The sequence below is a fragment of the Streptosporangium brasiliense genome, assembly GCF_030811595.1.
GTDB lineage: Bacteria > Actinomycetota > Actinomycetes > Streptosporangiales > Streptosporangiaceae > Streptosporangium > Streptosporangium brasiliense.
Genome location: NZ_JAUSRB010000001.1, coordinates 685,677 through 702,629 on the forward strand (window position 1 = coordinate 685,677; position 16,953 = coordinate 702,629).

16 protein-coding genes are annotated in these 16,953 nt (G+C 70.1%); 9 read left to right on the plus strand and 7 right to left on the minus strand.

From position 1 onward, the window contains the following. Positions 1–90: 90 nt before the first annotated feature. On the minus strand, positions 91–1,092 hold the full coding sequence (locus tag J2S55_RS03035; protein WP_306857105.1) for a glycoside hydrolase family 18 protein: 1,002 nt from the start codon (positions 1,090–1,092) through the stop codon (positions 91–93). Between the two features lie 74 nt (positions 1,093–1,166). On the opposite strand from J2S55_RS03035, the gene lepA reads away from it, so the two are divergent. Beyond that, the gene (gene lepA / locus J2S55_RS03040) at positions 1,167–3,005 is read left to right on the plus strand and encodes a translation elongation factor 4 (RefSeq protein WP_306857106.1); all 1,839 of its coding nucleotides are present in this window, start codon (positions 1,167–1,169) and stop codon (positions 3,003–3,005) included. 85 nt (positions 3,006–3,090) lie between these two features. Here the strand turns inward: lepA and J2S55_RS03045 are convergent, their stop codons facing one another. After that, complete coding sequence (locus tag J2S55_RS03045; RefSeq protein WP_306857107.1) at positions 3,091–4,368, minus strand: glycoside hydrolase family 18 protein; 1,278 nt, start codon at positions 4,366–4,368, stop codon at positions 3,091–3,093. A gap of 180 nt (positions 4,369–4,548) precedes the next feature. On the opposite strand from J2S55_RS03045, the gene hemW reads away from it, so the two are divergent. Next, positions 4,549–5,760: a radical SAM family heme chaperone HemW gene (gene hemW, locus J2S55_RS03050; protein ID WP_306857108.1), complete on the plus strand. Its 1,212-nt coding sequence runs from the start codon at positions 4,549–4,551 to the stop codon at positions 5,758–5,760. A gap of 149 nt (positions 5,761–5,909) precedes the next feature. Here the strand turns inward: hemW and J2S55_RS03055 are convergent, their stop codons facing one another. Genes J2S55_RS03055 through J2S55_RS03065 form a run of 3 tightly spaced genes read right to left on the minus strand, consistent with a single transcriptional unit; the run spans position 5,910 to position 8,211 of the window. Then, positions 5,910–6,581 (minus strand): DUF4870 domain-containing protein, encoded by a 672-nt coding sequence (locus J2S55_RS03055; protein ID WP_306857109.1) that lies wholly within the window; start codon positions 6,579–6,581, stop codon positions 5,910–5,912. Between the two features lie 24 nt (positions 6,582–6,605). After that, the gene (locus tag J2S55_RS03060; RefSeq protein ID WP_306858548.1) at positions 6,606–7,421 is read right to left on the minus strand and encodes a DUF3097 domain-containing protein; all 816 of its coding nucleotides are present in this window, start codon (positions 7,419–7,421) and stop codon (positions 6,606–6,608) included. Positions 7,422–7,476: 55 nt separating this feature from the next. Continuing rightward, positions 7,477–8,211, minus strand: coding sequence for a hypothetical protein (locus tag J2S55_RS03065; protein ID WP_306857110.1), 735 nt, complete (start codon positions 8,209–8,211; stop codon positions 7,477–7,479). 179 nt (positions 8,212–8,390) lie between these two features. On the opposite strand from J2S55_RS03065, the gene hrcA reads away from it, so the two are divergent. The 3 genes from hrcA to J2S55_RS03080 all read left to right on the plus strand — a co-directional run bounded on the left by hrcA (position 8,391) and on the right by J2S55_RS03080 (position 11,378). Continuing rightward, entirely contained in the window at positions 8,391–9,404 is a 1,014-nt protein-coding gene (hrcA, locus tag J2S55_RS03070) for a heat-inducible transcriptional repressor HrcA (RefSeq protein WP_306858549.1), read from the plus strand. A gap of 12 nt (positions 9,405–9,416) precedes the next feature. Beyond that, positions 9,417–10,559 carry a molecular chaperone DnaJ gene (gene dnaJ / locus J2S55_RS03075; RefSeq protein WP_306857111.1) on the plus strand — a complete coding sequence of 381 codons (1,143 nt, stop codon included), beginning with the start codon at positions 9,417–9,419 and terminating at the stop codon, positions 10,557–10,559. A gap of 87 nt (positions 10,560–10,646) precedes the next feature. Further along, on the plus strand, positions 10,647–11,378 hold the full coding sequence (locus J2S55_RS03080) for a 16S rRNA (uracil(1498)-N(3))-methyltransferase (protein ID WP_306857113.1): 732 nt from the start codon (positions 10,647–10,649) through the stop codon (positions 11,376–11,378). 36 nt (positions 11,379–11,414) lie between these two features. Here J2S55_RS03080 and J2S55_RS03085 read toward each other — a convergent pair whose 3' ends face one another. Next, positions 11,415–12,077, minus strand: coding sequence for a hypothetical protein (locus J2S55_RS03085; RefSeq protein WP_306857115.1), 663 nt, complete (start codon positions 12,075–12,077; stop codon positions 11,415–11,417). Continuing rightward, positions 12,074–12,553 (minus strand): SigE family RNA polymerase sigma factor, encoded by a 480-nt coding sequence (locus tag J2S55_RS03090; protein WP_306858550.1) that lies wholly within the window; start codon positions 12,551–12,553, stop codon positions 12,074–12,076. Before J2S55_RS03090 ends, J2S55_RS03085 begins: the two co-directional genes overlap by 4 nt. Positions 12,554–12,838: 285 nt before the next feature. Between J2S55_RS03090 and J2S55_RS03095 the strand changes: the two genes are divergently transcribed. The 4 genes from J2S55_RS03095 (at position 12,839) to J2S55_RS03110 (ending at position 16,214) form a co-directional block, all read left to right on the plus strand. Next, entirely contained in the window at positions 12,839–13,189 is a 351-nt protein-coding gene (locus tag J2S55_RS03095) for a histidine triad nucleotide-binding protein (protein WP_306858551.1), read from the plus strand. A 91-nt stretch (positions 13,190–13,280) separates the two neighbouring features. Beyond that, on the plus strand, positions 13,281–14,345 hold the full coding sequence (locus J2S55_RS03100; RefSeq protein ID WP_306857117.1) for a PhoH family protein: 1,065 nt from the start codon (positions 13,281–13,283) through the stop codon (positions 14,343–14,345). 85 nt (positions 14,346–14,430) lie between these two features. After that, positions 14,431–14,913 carry an rRNA maturation RNase YbeY gene (gene ybeY, locus J2S55_RS03105; protein WP_306857119.1) on the plus strand — a complete coding sequence of 161 codons (483 nt, stop codon included), beginning with the start codon at positions 14,431–14,433 and terminating at the stop codon, positions 14,911–14,913. Continuing rightward, positions 14,910–16,214 carry a hemolysin family protein gene (locus J2S55_RS03110; RefSeq protein ID WP_306857120.1) on the plus strand — a complete coding sequence of 435 codons (1,305 nt, stop codon included), beginning with the start codon at positions 14,910–14,912 and terminating at the stop codon, positions 16,212–16,214. Before ybeY ends, J2S55_RS03110 begins: the two co-directional genes overlap by 4 nt. The last annotated feature ends 739 nt before the right edge of the window (positions 16,215–16,953 follow it).

Sequence of the window (16,953 nt, forward strand, 5' to 3'; positions counted from 1 at the left end):
ACGCAGTTGAACAGGCTACCAACTGCCCGGACGGTCGCTCAAATCAACCGACTGGACAGAGGGATGCCTGATCAGCTTACCGTGCTCCCGTCACGGACGGGACCAGAATCGCTCGTATTCCGACCAGTCTTCCTCCGTGGCCGCGAAGTCGACGTAGAGGGCCAGCCCGAACCGCTCCCGGCCCCTGCCGTGGGAGGTCAGCGCCAGGCGTGCCGCCTCGGCCGCGGTCGCCACGCTCTCCGCCGCGTCGGACCACGAGACGCCGTGGTCGTGGTAGGCGGGCGCGCCGAGCAGCAGGGTCTTCTCCGGCGGCACGAGATCCAGGGCGAGGGTGCCCTGCCGTACGACGTGGCCGCCGTAGAGCAGCTCGGAGGGGAGGAAGGAGTCGTAGGTCATGACCGCCACCTGGTCGGTGCGGGCCGCGACCTCCCGGAAGTAGTCGGGCGACCAGTACTTGTCGTGGCCGATGGCGGCGCGGACGGCCGGGCGGGTCAGCGGGAACGGCTCGATCTGCGGGGTGGAGGTGGACAGCAGTCCGTCGCCGACGATCGGGCGCGTACGGGTCAGCAGGTCCAGGAAGTCGGTGTCGCCGCTGCCGATCGGCTCGAAGTTGTAGTGCACGCCGTCGAAGCCGAGCTCCATGACGTGGCGCACGCCGTCCAGCACGCGCTGCCGGGAGGCCGGGTCGTCGAGGTCCAGGACGCCGTCGACCTTCTGGCCCAGCCACGCCGACACCCGGACCTTGGGCAGCTCCGCGCGCCACCACTTCAGGAAGTCCTTGGCGGCGGGGTGCCTGTCGCCGGGCAGCGATCCGTCGGGGCCGAACGGGCCCGCGTGGACGTAGACGTCCTTGATGCCTGTCTTGCGCAGCCGTACGGCCAGCTTCTTCACGTCGGTGGCGCCCTTGCGGCCGTCCACCCACATGTGACCGAGCCACAGGGCGTCATGACCGGTGCTCTTCGCCCACGAGGCGGGTGTCCCGGTAAACTGGAGCGTGAGGGTGGCCGCGGCCACCCCGGGCAGCACAAGGAGCAGGGCCGCCACCACTGTCAGAAACCGCAGGCCGCGCCGTGCTCTGGTCCGGGCAATCACCCGGACATGTCACCATGGAAGACGGCTGGTATGCCAGCCGTAGATCGTCGTCAATCCCGTCGAAACGGACACCGGTGCGCATTCAGCCTGGCCAGACCGATCCCGCGGTGATCCGCAATTTCTGCATCATCGCGCACATCGACCATGGCAAGTCAACGCTTGCCGACCGCATGCTGCAGATCACCGGTGTGGTCGACGACCGCTCCATGCGCGCCCAGTACCTCGACCGGATGGACATCGAGCGCGAGCGCGGCATCACCATCAAGTCGCAGGCGGTCCGGCTGCCGTGGCAGGTGGACGGCGCCGACTACGTCCTCAACATGATCGACACCCCCGGGCACGTCGACTTCACCTACGAGGTGTCCCGCTCGCTGCAGGCGTGTGAGGGCGCGATCCTGCTGGTCGACGCCGCGCAGGGGATCGAGGCGCAGACTCTGGCCAACCTCTACCTGGCCATGAACAACGACATGACGATCATCCCGGTGCTCAACAAGATCGACCTTCCGGCCGCCCAGCCGGAGAAGTACGCCGCGGAGATCGCCCACCTCATCGGCTGCGAGCCGGAGGACGTGCTCAAGGTCTCCGGCAAGACCGGCGTGGGCGTCCGGGAGCTGCTCGACCACGTCGTGCAGAACATCCCGGCCCCGGTCGGCGACGCCGAGGCGCCCGCCCGCGCGCTGATCTTCGACTCCGTCTACGACACCTACCGGGGCGTGATCACCTACGTCCGGGTCATGGACGGCCACCTGGGCAAGCGCGAGCGCATCCAGATGATGTCCACCGCCGCCTCCCACGAGACCCTGGAGATCGGCGTCATCTCCCCCGAGCCGAAGATCGCCGACAAGGGGCTGGGCGTCGGCGAGGTGGGCTATCTGATCACCGGTGTGAAGGACGTCCGCCAGTCGCGGGTCGGTGACACCGTCACCTCCCTCGCGCGGCCGGCCACCGAGCCGCTCAGCGGCTACGAGCACCCCAAGCCCATGGTGTTCTCGGGCCTCTACCCGATCGACGGCGACGACTACCCCGAGCTCCGCGAGGCGCTGGACAAGCTCCAGCTCAACGACGCCGCCCTGGTCTACGAGCCGGAGACCTCCGCGGCCCTCGGCTTCGGCTTCCGCTGCGGCTTCCTCGGCCTGCTCCACATGGAGATCGTCCGTGAGCGCCTGGAGCGCGAGTTCAACCTCTCGCTCATCTCCACCGCGCCCAACGTGATCTACCGAGTGATCATGGAGGACGGCAAGGAGGTCACCGTCACCAACCCGTCGGAGTTCCCCACGGGCAAGGTCGACCAGGTCTTCGAGCCGATGGTGAAGTCCACGGTGCTGGTGCCCTCGGAGTTCATCGGCGCGATCATGGAGCTCTGCCAGAACCGCCGGGGCAACCTGCAGGGCATGGACTACCTGTCGGAGGACCGCGTCGAGATCCGCTACACCATGCCGCTCGGCGAGATCATCTTCGACTTCTTCGACCAGCTCAAGTCCCGCACGCGCGGCTACGCCTCGCTGGACTACGAGCCCTCGGGGGAGCAGGAGTCCGACCTGGTCAAGGTCGACATCCTGCTCCAGGGCGAGGCGGTCGACGCCTTCAGCGCCATCGTCCACAAGGACAAGGCCTACGGCTACGGCGTCGAGATGGCCAAGAAGCTCCGCGAGCTCATCCCGAGGCAGCAGTTCGAGGTCCCGATCCAGGCGGCCATCGGCGCCCGTGTCATCGCCCGCGAGAACATCCGCGCCATCCGCAAGGACGTCCTGGCCAAGTGCTACGGCGGTGACATCTCCCGTAAGCGCAAGCTCCTGGAGAAGCAGAAGGAGGGCAAGAAGCGGATGAAGATGGTCGGCCGCGTCGAGGTCCCCCAGGAGGCGTTCGTCGCCGCGCTGTCCACCGAGTCCTCCGCCGACAAGACCAAGAAGTAGCCGGTGCCCCGCCCGTCCGGAGCGGGCGGGCGGGGCCGCCGGTGACCCAGGACCTGCGGCCCCGCCCAGTCTGGGGACGGGCGCCTCAGCGCAGGACGCTGTAGAGCGCCGAGGTCAGCGAGGCCTTGGCGTCGTCCTGGTCGATGGACCACATCATGGAGCCGCCGAGACCCTTGAGGCGGATGTAGGCCGCCTTCTGGACCACCGTGGCCGGGTCGTCGTAGGACCAGAACTCGTTGCCGTCGTAGATCCAGTTGCTGCCGGTCCTCAGGTCGCGGTAGCGCTTGCCGGGCTTGTTCACCAGGTTCTTGTAGTCGTCGCTGCCGGCCGCCCAGGTGCCGGGCGCGGGACCGGTGGCGGTGCCGTACAGGCCGTTGCGGCCGCCGGTGACGCCGGTCCAGCCCTGGCCGTACGCCGGGATGCCGACGACGATCTTCCTGGCCGGGGCGCCGCGCGACAGGTAGTCGCGGACGGTCTGGTCCACGCTGTACTTCACCGGGCTGGGGTCGCGCCGGTCGGTGAGCAGGTTGCCGTTGTGGCCGGTGACGTTCTCCCACGGACCGTGCAGGTCGTAGCCCTGGACGGTGGCGAAGGTGAGGTGCTTGAAGACGTCGCGCACCTCGAAGCCCGCGTCGATCTTGGCGGCGGCGGCGGGCAGGTAGGCGGTCAGTTCGCTCCGCCGGTCCAGCTCGTTCATCTGGCGGCGCAGCTCGGCGGTGAACAGCGTGAAGTTCTGCTTGTCCTCGGGCCGGATGACGTTGCCCTCGTTGCCGGAGGAGCCCGGCCACTCCCAGTCGAGGTCGATGCCGTCGAAGACGCCGGCTCCGGCGCCGGGCGCGGTGCCGGGCAGGTTGCCCTTGAGCCACAGGTCCACGCAGGAGGCTGCCAGCTTGACGCGCCCCTCGGGGGTCAGCACCGCGTCGGAGAAGTATTTCGAGCCCGACCAGCCACCGAGGGAGATGAGCGCCTTCAGGCCGGGATGCTTGGCCTTGAGCTTCTTCAACTGGTTCAGGTTGCCGTTCAGCGCCTGGCCTTCGGCGTCGCCGACGCCGTCCACGCTCTGCCCGGCGGGGACCGGGCGCTGCCAGTCGGCCCACGCGTCGGAGGAGACGCAGTCGCCGCCGGCGCTGACGGAGCCGAAGGCGTAGTTGATGTGGGTCAGCTTGGCGGCGGCGCCGGTGGTGTCCAGGTCCTTGACGTGGTAGTTGCGGCCGTAGATGCCCCACTGGATGAAGTAGGCGACCCGCTTGAAGCGGTCGCCGTGGTCCGGGGCGGTCCGGGCCTGAGCCGGTGCCGGTACGGCTGTCGCCGTGAGGCCCGCGGCGATGACCGCCGCGAGCGTGTGCCGGAGGAGTCTCTGCACGGGCTTCTCCACTTGCGTCGGGGGATTAACTTATAGGAAACTTTCCTTTAAGTTTTCACGGATCGTAGACTTGGCCGATCTGGGCGTCAACGGTCTGCCGCTGATTTGCTGCATAGGCGGCCGGCGCGGCGCGCCGGCCGCCGTTCCGGGCACCCGGACGGGAGCGGCAGACTTGGTGTCGTGCCATCCACTCTTCCCGACGGTGACCCCGTACCGGCCTCGGGCCGGCTCCCCGACAGCGCGCTCCACGGGCTCGGCGGGCGACCCTTCGGCTTCTACGTCCACGTGCCCTTCTGCGTGACCCGCTGCGGCTACTGCGACTTCAACACCTACACGGCCGCCGAGCTCGGTCCCGGCGCCTCGCACCGGGACTACGCCGACACCGCGATCGACGAGGTACGGCGGGCACGGGCCACCCTCGGCGGGGCGGACCTCCCGGTCGAGACGGTGTTCTTCGGCGGCGGCACCCCGACCCTGCTGCCCGCCGGAGACCTGGTCCGGATCCTGGCGGCGATCGAGGAGGAGTTCGGGCTGGCCCCCGGCGCCGAGGTGACCACCGAGGCCAACCCCGAGTCCGTGGACCGGGCCTACCTGGCCGAGCTGCGCGGCGGCGGGTTCACCCGGATGAGCTTCGGCATGCAGAGCGCCCGCGAGCACGTGCTGGAGGTGCTGGAGCGCCGGCACACCCCCGGCCGGCCGGCGCAGGCCGTACGGGAGGCCAGGGAGGCCGGGTTCGACCACGTGAACCTGGACCTGATCTACAGCACGCCGGGGGAGAGCGACGACGACTGGCGGGCCTCGCTGGCCGCGGCGATCGAGGCCGGGCCCGACCACGTGTCCGCCTACTCGCTGATCGTCGAGGACGGCACCAGGCTGGCGGCCAGGATCCGGCGCGGCGAGCTGCCCATGCCCGACGACGACGTGGCCGCCGACCGCTATCTCATCGCCGACGCCATGCTCGCCGAGGCCGGCTTCGAGTGGTACGAGGTGTCCAACTGGGCGACCTCGGAGGCCGGACGCTGCCGGCACAACCTGCTCTACTGGACCGGCGGCGACTGGTGGGGCGTCGGCCCCGGCGCGCACAGCCACGTCGGCGGCACCCGGTGGTGGAACGTCAAGCATCCGGCGGCCTACGCCCGGCGGCTGGCCTCCGGCGTCTCGCCCGCGCACGCCCGCGAGGTGCTCACCTCGGAGGACAGGGCGGTGGAGCGGCTGATGCTGGAGCTCAGGCTCGCCCAGGGGTTCCCGCTCAAGGAGATCCAGCGGCCGCCGGTCGTCGCCAGGGCGCTGGCCGACGGCCTGCTCGAGATGGAACCGTTCAAGGCGGGCCGCGCGGTGCTGACGCTGCGCGGGCGGCTGCTGGCCGACGCCCTGGTGCGGGACCTGACCTGAGGGCCTGTCCACGCGCCCGGCAGCCGTGTGACGGCCCTCCGGACCCGCGTGACGGCCCCCCGGACCCGCGTGAGGGCGGGCCCGGAGGGCCGTGACGGGCGCCTGTGCCGGCGCCCGGAGGCGGCTGAGGGCCGGGCGTGCGCCGGTGGTCAGCTGACGAAACGGATGTTCATCGGATAGCGGTAGCTCTCCCCCCGGTTGGCCGCGACGGCGGCCATGATCATCAAGGCGAGCGACCCGATCCAGAGCACGAAGATCAGAAGGAAGCCGATCAGCACGAAGGCCAGGACCCAGGAGACGAAGTAAGCGATCATCAGGGTGAGCTGGAAGTTGAGCGCCTCGGCCGCCTGGCTCCGCACGTAGGGGGACTCGTCCTTCTTCACGAGATACAGCACCAGCGGGCCGACGAACGAGGTCAGCAGGCCCAGCAGGTGGGCGAGCATGGCCATGGTGGTCTCGTCACGGCTGGGCCGCCAGCCGTAGGCCCCCTGCTGGGGCGGGTATCCGTAGCCGACCGGCTGACCGTAGCCGCCGGTCGGCTGACCGTACGCGTCGTACGGCTGACCATAGCCGCCGGTCGGCTGACCGTATCCGCCGGGTGGCTGGCCGTACCCGCCGGAAGGCTGGCCGTACGCGCCGGGAGGCGGATACGCCCCCTGGTGGCCGTCCTGGTAGCCGGGCTGGTGCCCCTGGTCGCCGGATCCGTACGGCGGAGCCGCGGGGGGCGGGTAGCCCTGGCCGGGCTGGGGCGGCCATCCGGCCTGCCTGGTGGGTTCCTCGCCCGCGGGTCCGTACCGCGGGCTCTCGGGACTGTCGCTCATTGCCCCTCCTGATGGGGTGCGGGGTTAGTCATCCTGGCCGGGAACCGTCACGAAGTCGATCAGCTCCTCGACGGGACCGAGCAGCTCCGGCTCCAGATCGGCGTAGGTGGTGACCGATCCCAGAATGCGGCGCCATGCCTCGGCGGGCTCCAGATCCCAGCCGAGGGCGGCGATGACCCCTTCTTTCCAGGGTATGCCGCGCGGCACCGGCGGCCAGGAGTCGATCTTCAGCACCGAGGGCTTGACCGCCTGCCAGACGTCGACGAACGGGTGCCCGACGACCAGTACGTGCGGTGAGGAGGCCTGGGCGGCGATCCGGCTCTCCTTCGAGCCGTGGACCAGGTGGTCGACGAGCACGCCCAGACGGCGGCCGGGGCCGGGCCCGAACTCCTCGACGATCGAGGGCAGATGGTCGACCCCTTCGAGATACTCCACGACCACGCCCTCCACCCGGAGGTCGTGGCCCCAGACCTTCTCCACGAGCGCGGCGTCGTGCACGCCCTCCACGTAGATCCGGCTCTCCTTGGCCACCTGGGCCCGCAGGCCCTCCACCGCGATCGAACCCGAGGCGCTCCGCCTCGGAGCCCGCGGCGCGGCGGTGGGCCGGACCAGCGTCACCACCTTGCCCTCCAGGAGGAACGCTGCGGGCTCCAACGGGAACAGCCGCCGCCGCCCGAACCGGTCCTCCAGCGTGACGGCCTCCTTGTCGCAGGCCACCACGGCGCCGCAGAAGCCGCCGTCGGCGTCCTCCACGACCAGGTCGAGCTCCGCGGGGACCTGGGGGATCTTCCCCTTGAGGGGGCGCCGCCAGTTCTCCGACAGCACGTCGCGCTCGTACATCACCGGCCGCTCGCTCTCTCGTCAGGGATCAAGTGGACGGTAGCAAAAGCCGTGATCACCTGCCGTAGGCTCCCGGCTGTCCCCACTGCCCCGCCGCGGCGGCGGCCTGGCGCCTGCGGGCGCCGCTCCGCCTGACCAGCACGACGATCGTCACGATGACGGCCAGCAGGAAGCCCAGCCCCGGCACCGCGAACAGCGCGATCGCGCCGCCCACCACCGAATCGGCGACGATCTCCTTGCCGACGCCGAACTTGGCGGGAGCCCCCTCGGAGGTGGTGCACGTGAGCTGGTAGTCGCCGGCCTTGTCCACCCCGATCCGCAGGGCCAGCTCCCAGACGACGCCGTCGGAGGTGACGGTCTGCTGCACGCCCGGCTGCTGGAGCCGGACCTTCTCCGGATCACCCTGGATCTGGCACTCGAAGTTGGTGCCCGTCTCGGCGGAGACGTAGATCGCGGGCTTGTCCGCCGGGTCGAGCTTGACCGTCACGGCCTTGCCCGGCTCGAACGAGCTGGTGGGCGCGGCGTCGGTGATCGCGCTGAAGATGCCGCCGGCGAAACCGGCGATGCCGACGATCACGCTGAGGACGAAGACCAGCCAGGCGCCGACGATCCAGCCGATGCTGGGCTTGACCTTCGTCTTCGGCGGCGGCCCCTGGGGTGCGCCGTAACCGGGGGAGGCGTAGCCGTAGGAAGGGGCGCCCTGGTGCTGGCCGTAGGGCTGCTGGGGGGCGCCGTAGCCGGGGGCGCCGGAGGGGGCGCCGCCCGAGGGGGATCCGAAATCGTGGGACATGTCGTAAATTGTGGGTCTTGCCGCTTGTATCCCGATAGCAGTTGACTTGACAGTTGCTTGGGCCCGTCATCCTGACGCCGTGTTATCGCACCCCGTGGGCTGGAGCCGTACACTTGGCACTCGGGAACACAGAGTGCCAGACCTGGTGTTTCACATTCGGGTGCAGGGAGGTGAGCACGTTGGTCGACGACCGCAAGCTGGCGGTTCTCCGCGCCATCGTCGAGGATTACGTGTCCACCAACGAGCCGGTGGGCTCCAAGACCCTCGTCGAGCGGCACAACCTGGGTGTGTCGTCGGCGACCATCCGCAACGACATGGCGGTGCTGGAGGAGCAGGGCTACATCGCCCAGCCCCACACCAGCGCCGGCCGGGTGCCCACGGACAAGGGCTACCGGCTGTTCGTCGACAGGCTCTCGCAGGTGAAGCCGTTGTCGAGCGCGGAGAAGAGGGCCATCGAGAGCTTTCTCGCCGGCGCCGTTGACATCGACGACGTCGTGATGCGCACGGTGCGGCTGCTGGCGCAGCTGACCCGGCAGGTCGCCGTCGTGCAATATCCCACGCTGACCAGCTCCACGGTCCGGCACGTCGAGCTGGTCCCGTTGAGCGAGCGCAGGCTGATGTTCGTGCTCATCACCAACACGGGACGGGTCGAGCAGCGCGTGGTCGAGCTGCCCGACGTGGTGGACGAGACCCGTGTCGCCCATCTCCGCGCGACTCTCAACGCCTGCCTCGACGGGTGCGGGCTGGCCAGGGTCCCCGACACGGTCGCCGACCTGCCCGAGCGACTGCCGGCCGAGGATCGGCCGTTCGCGGCCACGGTCCTGTCGGTGCTGCTGGAGTCCCTCGTGGACCGGCATGATGAAAAGATCGTTTTTGCCGGGGCGGCCAACCTCGCGGGAGCCGACTTCACCGTCGGGCTCCGCGACGTGCTGGAGGCCCTGGAAGAGCAGGTCGTGCTCATACGCCTGCTCGGTGAGACCTCCGACCTGTCGGCGCTGACAGTACGGATCGGCTCGGAGAACCCCTACACCGGACTCCAGGGCACATCGATCGTCGTCGCCGGATACGGTTCGGGGGACAAGCAACTGGCCCGGCTCGGTGTGCTGGGTCCGACGCGAATGGACTACCCGGTCACGATGGGCGCGGTGCGCGCGGTGGCACGCTACGTCAGCCAGATCCTGGCTGCATCTTAAGAGGTCAACTAAGTGGCTAAGAGCGACTACTACGGCACCCTCGGGGTGCGCCGTGACGCCAGTGCGGAAGAGATCAAGAAGGCGTATCGTCGCCTGGCGCGGGAGCTGCATCCCGATGTGAACCCCGATCCTGAGACCCAGGAGCGGTTCAAGGACATCACCCAGGCCTACGAGGTCCTGTCCGACCCCAACAAGCGCCAGATGTACGACATGGGCGCCGATCCGTTCTCCTCCGGCGCCGGTGCGGGCCCGGGCGGCTTCGGGGCGGGCTTCCCCTTCAGCGACATCATGGACGCCTTCTTCGGCGCGGCCGGCGGCGGCGGCACCCGCGGACCCAGGTCGCGTGCCCGCCGGGGCCGCAACGCCACCATCCGGGTGGAGCTCGACCTGCGTGAGTCGGCCTTCGGCACCACCCGCGAGCTGGTCGTCGACACCGCCGTGCTCTGCGAGGTCTGCACGGGCTCCGGCGCCGCGTCCGGCACCCACCCCGACACCTGCGACATGTGCCACGGCCGGGGCGAGGTCTCCCAGGTCACCCGGTCCTTCCTCGGCCAGGTCATGACCTCCCGCCCCTGTCCCCAGTGCGGCGGGTTCGGTTCGATCATCCGCAACCCCTGCCAGGAGTGCTCCGGCGACGGCCGGGTCCGCACCCGGCGGACCATCAAGGTCCGCATCCCGGCCGGCGTCGAGGACGGCACCCACATCCAGCTCGCCGGCGAGGGCGAGATCGGCCCGGGCGGCGGCCCGCCCGGCGACCTGTTCCTGGAGATCGTCGAGCGCTCGCACGAGATCTTCGAGCGCCGCGGCGACGACCTGCACTGCACCGTGCAGATCCCGATGACCGCGGCCGCGCTGGGCACCGTCCTGACCATGGAGACGCTCGACGGCGCCGAGGAGCTCGACATCCGGCCGGGCACCCAGTCCGGCCAGACCATCCCGCTCTACGGCCGCGGCGTCCAGCGCCTCAACGAGAACGGCCGTGGCGACCTGCTGATCCACGTCAACGTGGAGACCCCGGCCCGCCTCGACCCGGCCCAGGAGGAGCTCATGCGCGAGCTCGCCAAGCTCCGCGGCGAGGAGCGCCCGCCCGGCAAGTTCGCCCCCGGCCAGCAGGGGTTCTTCTCCAGGCTGCGGGACGCCTTCAATGGCCGCTGACGGCGGCCTCCCCGGGCCGGGCCGGCCCGTCCGCGCCGGCCGGGCCGCAGGCGTCCACCGGCCCGGCCCGCACCTCCCCGCCGGCCGATGACGGCCCCGGTCTTCCTGGCCGAACCGGCCGACCTGGCCCGGGCGGAGTTCACCTTCGGCGGCCCCGAGGGGCGCCACGCGGCGGCCGTACGCCGGCTGCGGGCCGGGGAGCGGCTCGACCTGACCGACGGCGCGGGCACCGTCGCCGAGTGCGTGGTCCGGGAGGCGGGCAAGGACTCCCTCCGTGTCGAGGTGCTGCGCCGCTACGACGTGCCGGCCCCGCGCCCCCGCCTGGTCGTGGTGCAGGGACTGCCCAAGGGCGACCGGGGCGAGCTGGCCGTGGAGATGATGACCGAGGCCGGGGTCGACGTGATCGTGCCCTGGTCCGCGGCCCGGTGCGTCACCCAGTGGAAGGGCGAGCGGGCCGTCAAGTCGCTGAACCGCTGGCGCTCCACGGCGAGGGAGGCGGGCAAGCAGTCCCGCCGCTTCCACCTGCCCGAGGTGACCGAGCCCGCCACCACCGCCAAGGTCGCCGCGCTGCTGTCGGCGGCCGCCCTGGGCGTCGTGCTGCACGAGGAGGCGGCCTCCCCGCTGTCGTCCCTGGAGCTCCCCGGCGCCGGTGACATCGTCGTGGTGGTCGGCCCCGAGGGCGGCGTCGGCCCGGAGGAGATCGACGCCTTCCGCGCGGTGGGGGCCGTGGCGGCGCTGCTCGGGCCGACGGTGCTGCGCACCTCGACGGCCGGGGTCGCCGCCGCGGCGGTGCTCCAGACGCGCACCGGCCGCTGGTGACGGGTCAGCCGTACTGACCTGAGAGGTCGGGTACGGCTAGCCGCCGGAGGAGATGGAGGTCGTCTCCGTCGGCATCGGAGCCGACTGATCGTCCGTCGGCGGGCACTCCTCGACCGAGCACGGGCTGCCCGAGGGGGCGGACGACTCCGAGGGCCTCGGAGTCGGCGCCGGCGTCCGGCACTCCTCGGTGAGCTCCTCGGGCTCGACCACCGTGCCGTCGGGCGGAGTCGTGGGGCAGGTGGGCGACGGGGTGGGCTCCGGGGTCGGCGTGGGCTTGTGCGTCGGCTTCGGGCTCGGCTTCGGGTGCGGCGCCGAGGACCTGGAGTGGGTGGGCGTCGGCAGGGGCGCGGTGGTGCCGGGCTCGGGCTTGGTGACGACCGGGAGCGGATCGTCGCCGTTGGAGGGGGCCCGCGAGGTGGCGGACAGGTCAGGTGGGGTCGAATGGGTGAAGTTGACGTCGTTCACCTGCCGGGTCACCTGCTCGCGGAACTCCGGGACCACCATGACGACGGTGGCCGCGACCAGGACGGCTCCCGCGATCGAGGCTCCGGCGCGCCACCACATCAGCCCGCGGAGCCCGCGTCTTTCCACGCGGGCGCGGATGATCTCCAGGCCGTCCGGGGAGGGAACGACCGAGTCCGCCTCCGCGCTGAGGACACGGCGGAGCAGCTCGCCGTACTCGTCGGGGGACTCGGTCATGACAGTTGCTCCAGTGTGGTCCGTAGGGCGGCCATGCCGCGAGCCGTGTGGCTCTTGACCGCGCCCTTGCTGATGCCCATGGCATGGGCGATCTGCGCTTCTGACAGGTCTCCGTAATAGCGCAGAACCAGTGCCTCCCGCTGGCGCGCGGGCAGGCCGCGGAGTGCCTCGATGACGGCGGACCGCTCGAACTCGCCGATCGCGCCGTTCTCGGCGCTCGGCGCGTCGGGCATGCCCTTGGGAGCGTACTTCTCCACGACCGCCCGGTGCCGAAGCACCGAGCGCGATCGGTTGACGACCGATTGGCGCAGGTAGGCGAGTGCCTTGTCGGTGTCGCGCAGCCGCCGCCAGGCGCCATGGATGGCGACGAAGGCGTCCTGCACGACTTCCTCCGCGGTTGCCATGTCGCGGACGAGCAGCACGGCGAGGCGCACGAGCGACCGATAGTGCGCGCTGTAGAGCGCGGTAACGGCCATGTCGGCGTCCCACCCGACGGGCACCGCCCCGAGCGACCTGTCGGCCAGGAGGGTCTCGGTGGTCACATCAGTGGGACGCTCGGCCTTCCCAGAGGGTTTACGCTCTTCCGGTTCATTAGGGGGCATGACCCAGTCGTGTCCTCGCCAGGCGGCCATATCGTGCGGATCGCAATGGTCTGTAGTTGTTGAAGTTTTGCATACCCACCTTATCCGGGTGGATCTTTCTTTGCTGGAGATGGACCATCACCGATTGACAACGTCACGGACGGATAGGGTGCCTGCATGGTGAGCGAAGCCGACTGCCTGTTCTGCAAGATCGTCGCCGGGGAGATCCCCGCGAAGATCGTCCATGAGACCGACCGCACGCTGGCCTTCCGGGACGTCAACCCGCAGGCCCCCACCCACGTGCTAGTGGTCCCCAAGGACCACTACCCGGACGCGGCCGCGCTGGCCGCGGCCGACGACGGGCTCGCCGACGACGTGCTCAAGGCGGCGCACGCCGTCGCCGAGCAGGAGGGCGTCGCGGCCTCGGGATACCGCCTGGTCTTCAACACCGGCGCCGAGGCCGGCCAGACCGTCCCCCACGTGCACGGACACGTGCTCGGCGGACGCGGCCTGACCTGGCCGCCCGGGTAAAACCGACAAGCGCGATCACGTCGATCACGGATACCATGGCGTAGAAGTCCCACGCCGATATCTGGAGGCGAACAGGCCGAAAGGCCCGTCTATGTCCGAGACAAACGATTCCAGCAGAACATCCCCGCCGCGATCGAAGGGTCCCAGCCGGACCCAGGCGAAGGTGGTGATTCCGGATGATCATTCGATGGTCAGCCTGCTGGGCTCGCGCGACGAGCTGTTGCGGGTCATCGAGGGCGCCTTCCGCGCCGACATCCACGTCCGGGGCAACGAGATAACCATCACCGGCAGCCCGGAGGAGAGCAGCGTCGTGGTGCGCCTGTTCGAAGAGCTGTCCGAGCTCGTCCAGGGAGGCGCCGAGCTGACGACGGACGCGGTGGAGCGCAGCATCGCGATGCTGCGCATGAGCTCCGACCGTCCGGCCGAGGTGCTCTCCCTCGACATCATCTCCTCGCGGGGCCGGACCATCCGCCCGAAGACGGTCAACCAGAAGCGCTACGTCGACGCGATCGACAGGCACACCGTCGTCTTCGGCATCGGCCCCGCCGGCACCGGCAAGACCTATCTCGCGATGGCCAAGGCCGTGCGGGCCCTTCAGGAGAAGAAGGTCAACCGGATCATCCTCACCCGCCCCGCGGTCGAGGCCGGCGAGCGGCTGGGCTTCCTGCCCGGCACGCTCTACGAGAAGATCGATCCCTACCTGCGCCCCCTCTACGACGCGCTGCACGACATGCTCGACCCCGAGTCGATCCCCCGGCTGATGGCCGCGGGCACGATCGAGGTCGCTCCCCTCGCCTACATGCGCGGCCGCACGCTCAACGACGCCTTCATCATCCTGGACGAGGCGCAGAACACCTCGCCCGAGCAGATGAAGATGTTCCTGACGCGGCTGGGCTTCAACTCGAAGATCGTCGTCACCGGTGACGTCACCCAGGTCGACCTGCCGAACGGCACCCTGAGCGGTCTGAGGGTGGTGCAGGAGATCCTCGACGGCATCGCCGACATCCACTTCAGCCGCCTGACCAGTGTCGACGTGGTGCGGCACAAGCTCGTCAGCGACATCGTGGACGCCTACGGGCGCTATGACGAGACGCAGCGGCAGAACGCGCCTCAGGCGATCAAGGGCATGGTCAAGCGCCCGCGGGAGAGAAGATGAGCGCGCAGCGGATCCGGCGCGGCGGGCGGAGTGGGCCACGGGGCACGATCGGGCCGCGTGGCGAGCGAGGAACGGTGAACGGACAGTGAGCATCGAGGTCAACAACGAATCCGGCGTCGAGGTCGACGAAGGACTCATCGTCTCGCTGGCCGGCCATGTGCTGGAGCGGATGGACATCAACCCGCTCGCCGAGCTGTCCATCCTGATCGTGGACGAAGAGGCCATGGCGGTGCTGCACGAGCAGTGGATGGGGGAGCCGGGCCCGACGGACGTGCTCTCCTTCCCGATGGACGAGCTCCGTCCCGGTCCGGGCTCCGGAGCCCGGCAGGAGGGCGACGCCCCCACCGACCCGGCGCTCCTGGGCGACGTGGTGCTCTGCCCGCAGGTGGCCGCCAAGCAGGCGGCCGAGGCCGGGCACAGCACCGAGGCGGAGCTGGAGCTGCTGTGCGCGCACGGCATCCTCCACCTGCTCGGCTATGACCATGCCGAGCCCGAGGAGCACAAGGAGATGTTCGGCCTGCAGGGCGAGCTCCTGGAGTCGTGGCGGGAGGTGCGCCCCCAGCGGTGAACCTCGCCAACGGGTGGTTGTTCTCGGCCGTCGTCCTGGTCGTGGTCGGTGGCCTGATAGCCAGTGCGGAGACTGCTCTGGCCCGCATCTCACGGGTGCGGGCGGAGGAGTTCGCCCGTGACGGCCGTCGGGGCGCCGCGCGCCTGCAGGCGATCGTCGCCGATCCGCCGCGCTACCTCAATCTGCTGCTCCTGCTCCGGCTGAGCTGCGAGCTGATCGCCACGGTGATCGCGACGCTGCTGTTCATCGACTGGCTCGGCGACCAGGGCTGGGCCTACGCCGCCGCCGCGGCGGTCATGATCGTGATCAGTTATGTGATCGTCGGCGTGTCCCCGCGCACGCTGGGCCGCCAGCACGCCGAGCCGATCGCGCTCGCCAGCGCCCCCCTCGTGTACGGCCTGACCCGGATCTTCGGACCGCTCCCCAAGCTGCTCATCCTGCTGGGCAACGCCGTGACGCCCGGCAAGGGCTTCAGGGAGGGGCCCTTCACCTCCGAGGCCGAGCTGCGCGACCTGGTCGACCTGGCGGAGGAGCGCAGGGTCATCGAGCCGGACGAGCGGGAGATGATCCACTCGGTCTTCGAGCTCGGAGACACCCTGGTCCGCGAGGTCATGGTGCCCCGCACCGACATGGTGTTCATCGAGCGCGGCAAGACGCTGAACCAGGCCCTGTCGCTCGCCCTGCGCAGCGGGTTCTCCCGGATCCCGGTGGTCGGCGAGAACGAGGACGACGTCATCGGCATCGCCTACCTCAAGGACATCGTCCGCCGGGTGCAGGAGACCGGCGACGACGGCCGTGCCGAGCAGGTCGAGACGATCATGCGTCCGGCCACCTACGTGCCGGAGAGCAAGCCCATCGACCAGCTCCTCCGCGAGATGCAGGCCCGCCAGATCCACCAGGCCATCGTCATCGACGAGTACGGCGGGACGGCGGGTCTGGTCACCATCGAGGACGTCCTCGAGGAGATCGTGGGCGAGATCACCGACGAATACGACCAGGAGGCTCCCCGCGTGGAGCCGCTGGACGACGGATCGGTCCGGGTGACCGCCAGGCTGCCCGTGGGCGACCTGGCGGACCTGTTCGACATCGAGCTGGAGGTCGACGACGTCGAGACCGTCGGCGGCCTGCTGGCCCACGCGCTCGGCCGGGTGCCGATCGCCGGCTCCGAGGCCGTGGTGGAGGGGCTCAGCCTGACGGCGGAGAGTCTCGCCGGGCGCCGCAACCGGATCGGCACCGTCGTCGTCCGGCGGACCGCTCCGGCCGAGCCCGACTCGGTCGGGGCCTCCGCGGAGCATGACTAGGGGTCCGCGCCGGACGTGACCGTGCCTGCCCCGGACGTGACCGTCGGCCCGCGCCGGGACGTGACCGCGCCCCCCGGCGGCCGGCCGGGGCGGGCGCGTGCGCCCGGCGGGGACCTGGTGAGGACCCGGAAGGCAGCGGGGACCCGGTGAGGACCCCGAGGGCAAGCGGGGACCCGGTGAGGACCCCGAGGGCAGGGGACGGGCGGCTCCCCCAAGTGGCCCACAAGCAGGTTGCAAGCGGTGTCCGTCATCGTCGTCTCACGGCACCCGGTCGCGCGGGAGCCGGTGAAGATGTCCCCGCAGCCGGGAGGGGTCGCGGCGCGCGGGACGGCTTCACAGGGGAGAAGAGCATGGAGACAGGCGTCAGCCGGTTCTGTGTCGCTCACTGAGGGTGTTCTCAGCCGCATAAAGCGGTTGAGAACACCCTTAGGCGTTTCCCGATGATTGCCGCTTTTACCAATGGGGAAGAAAGCGGATCGGCGGGGATAAGACACCTCGCACGTGACATCGGGGGAATAGTCATGACGCGGGGGATTCGAATTGCCGTTGCGGCAGGCGTCTGCGTGGCTCTGGCCGGGACCCTGGCAGCGTGCGGTGCGGAGCCGGAGCAGGCTCGAAAGGACACCGTCACGGAACTGACACGGTTACGCGGGTTATTACCGAAAGCGCAGGATTTACCGGAGGGATTCTCCTCCTGGTCCGGCGAGGGGTGGAAGTCCCCGTTCCGCCCCGCCGACCG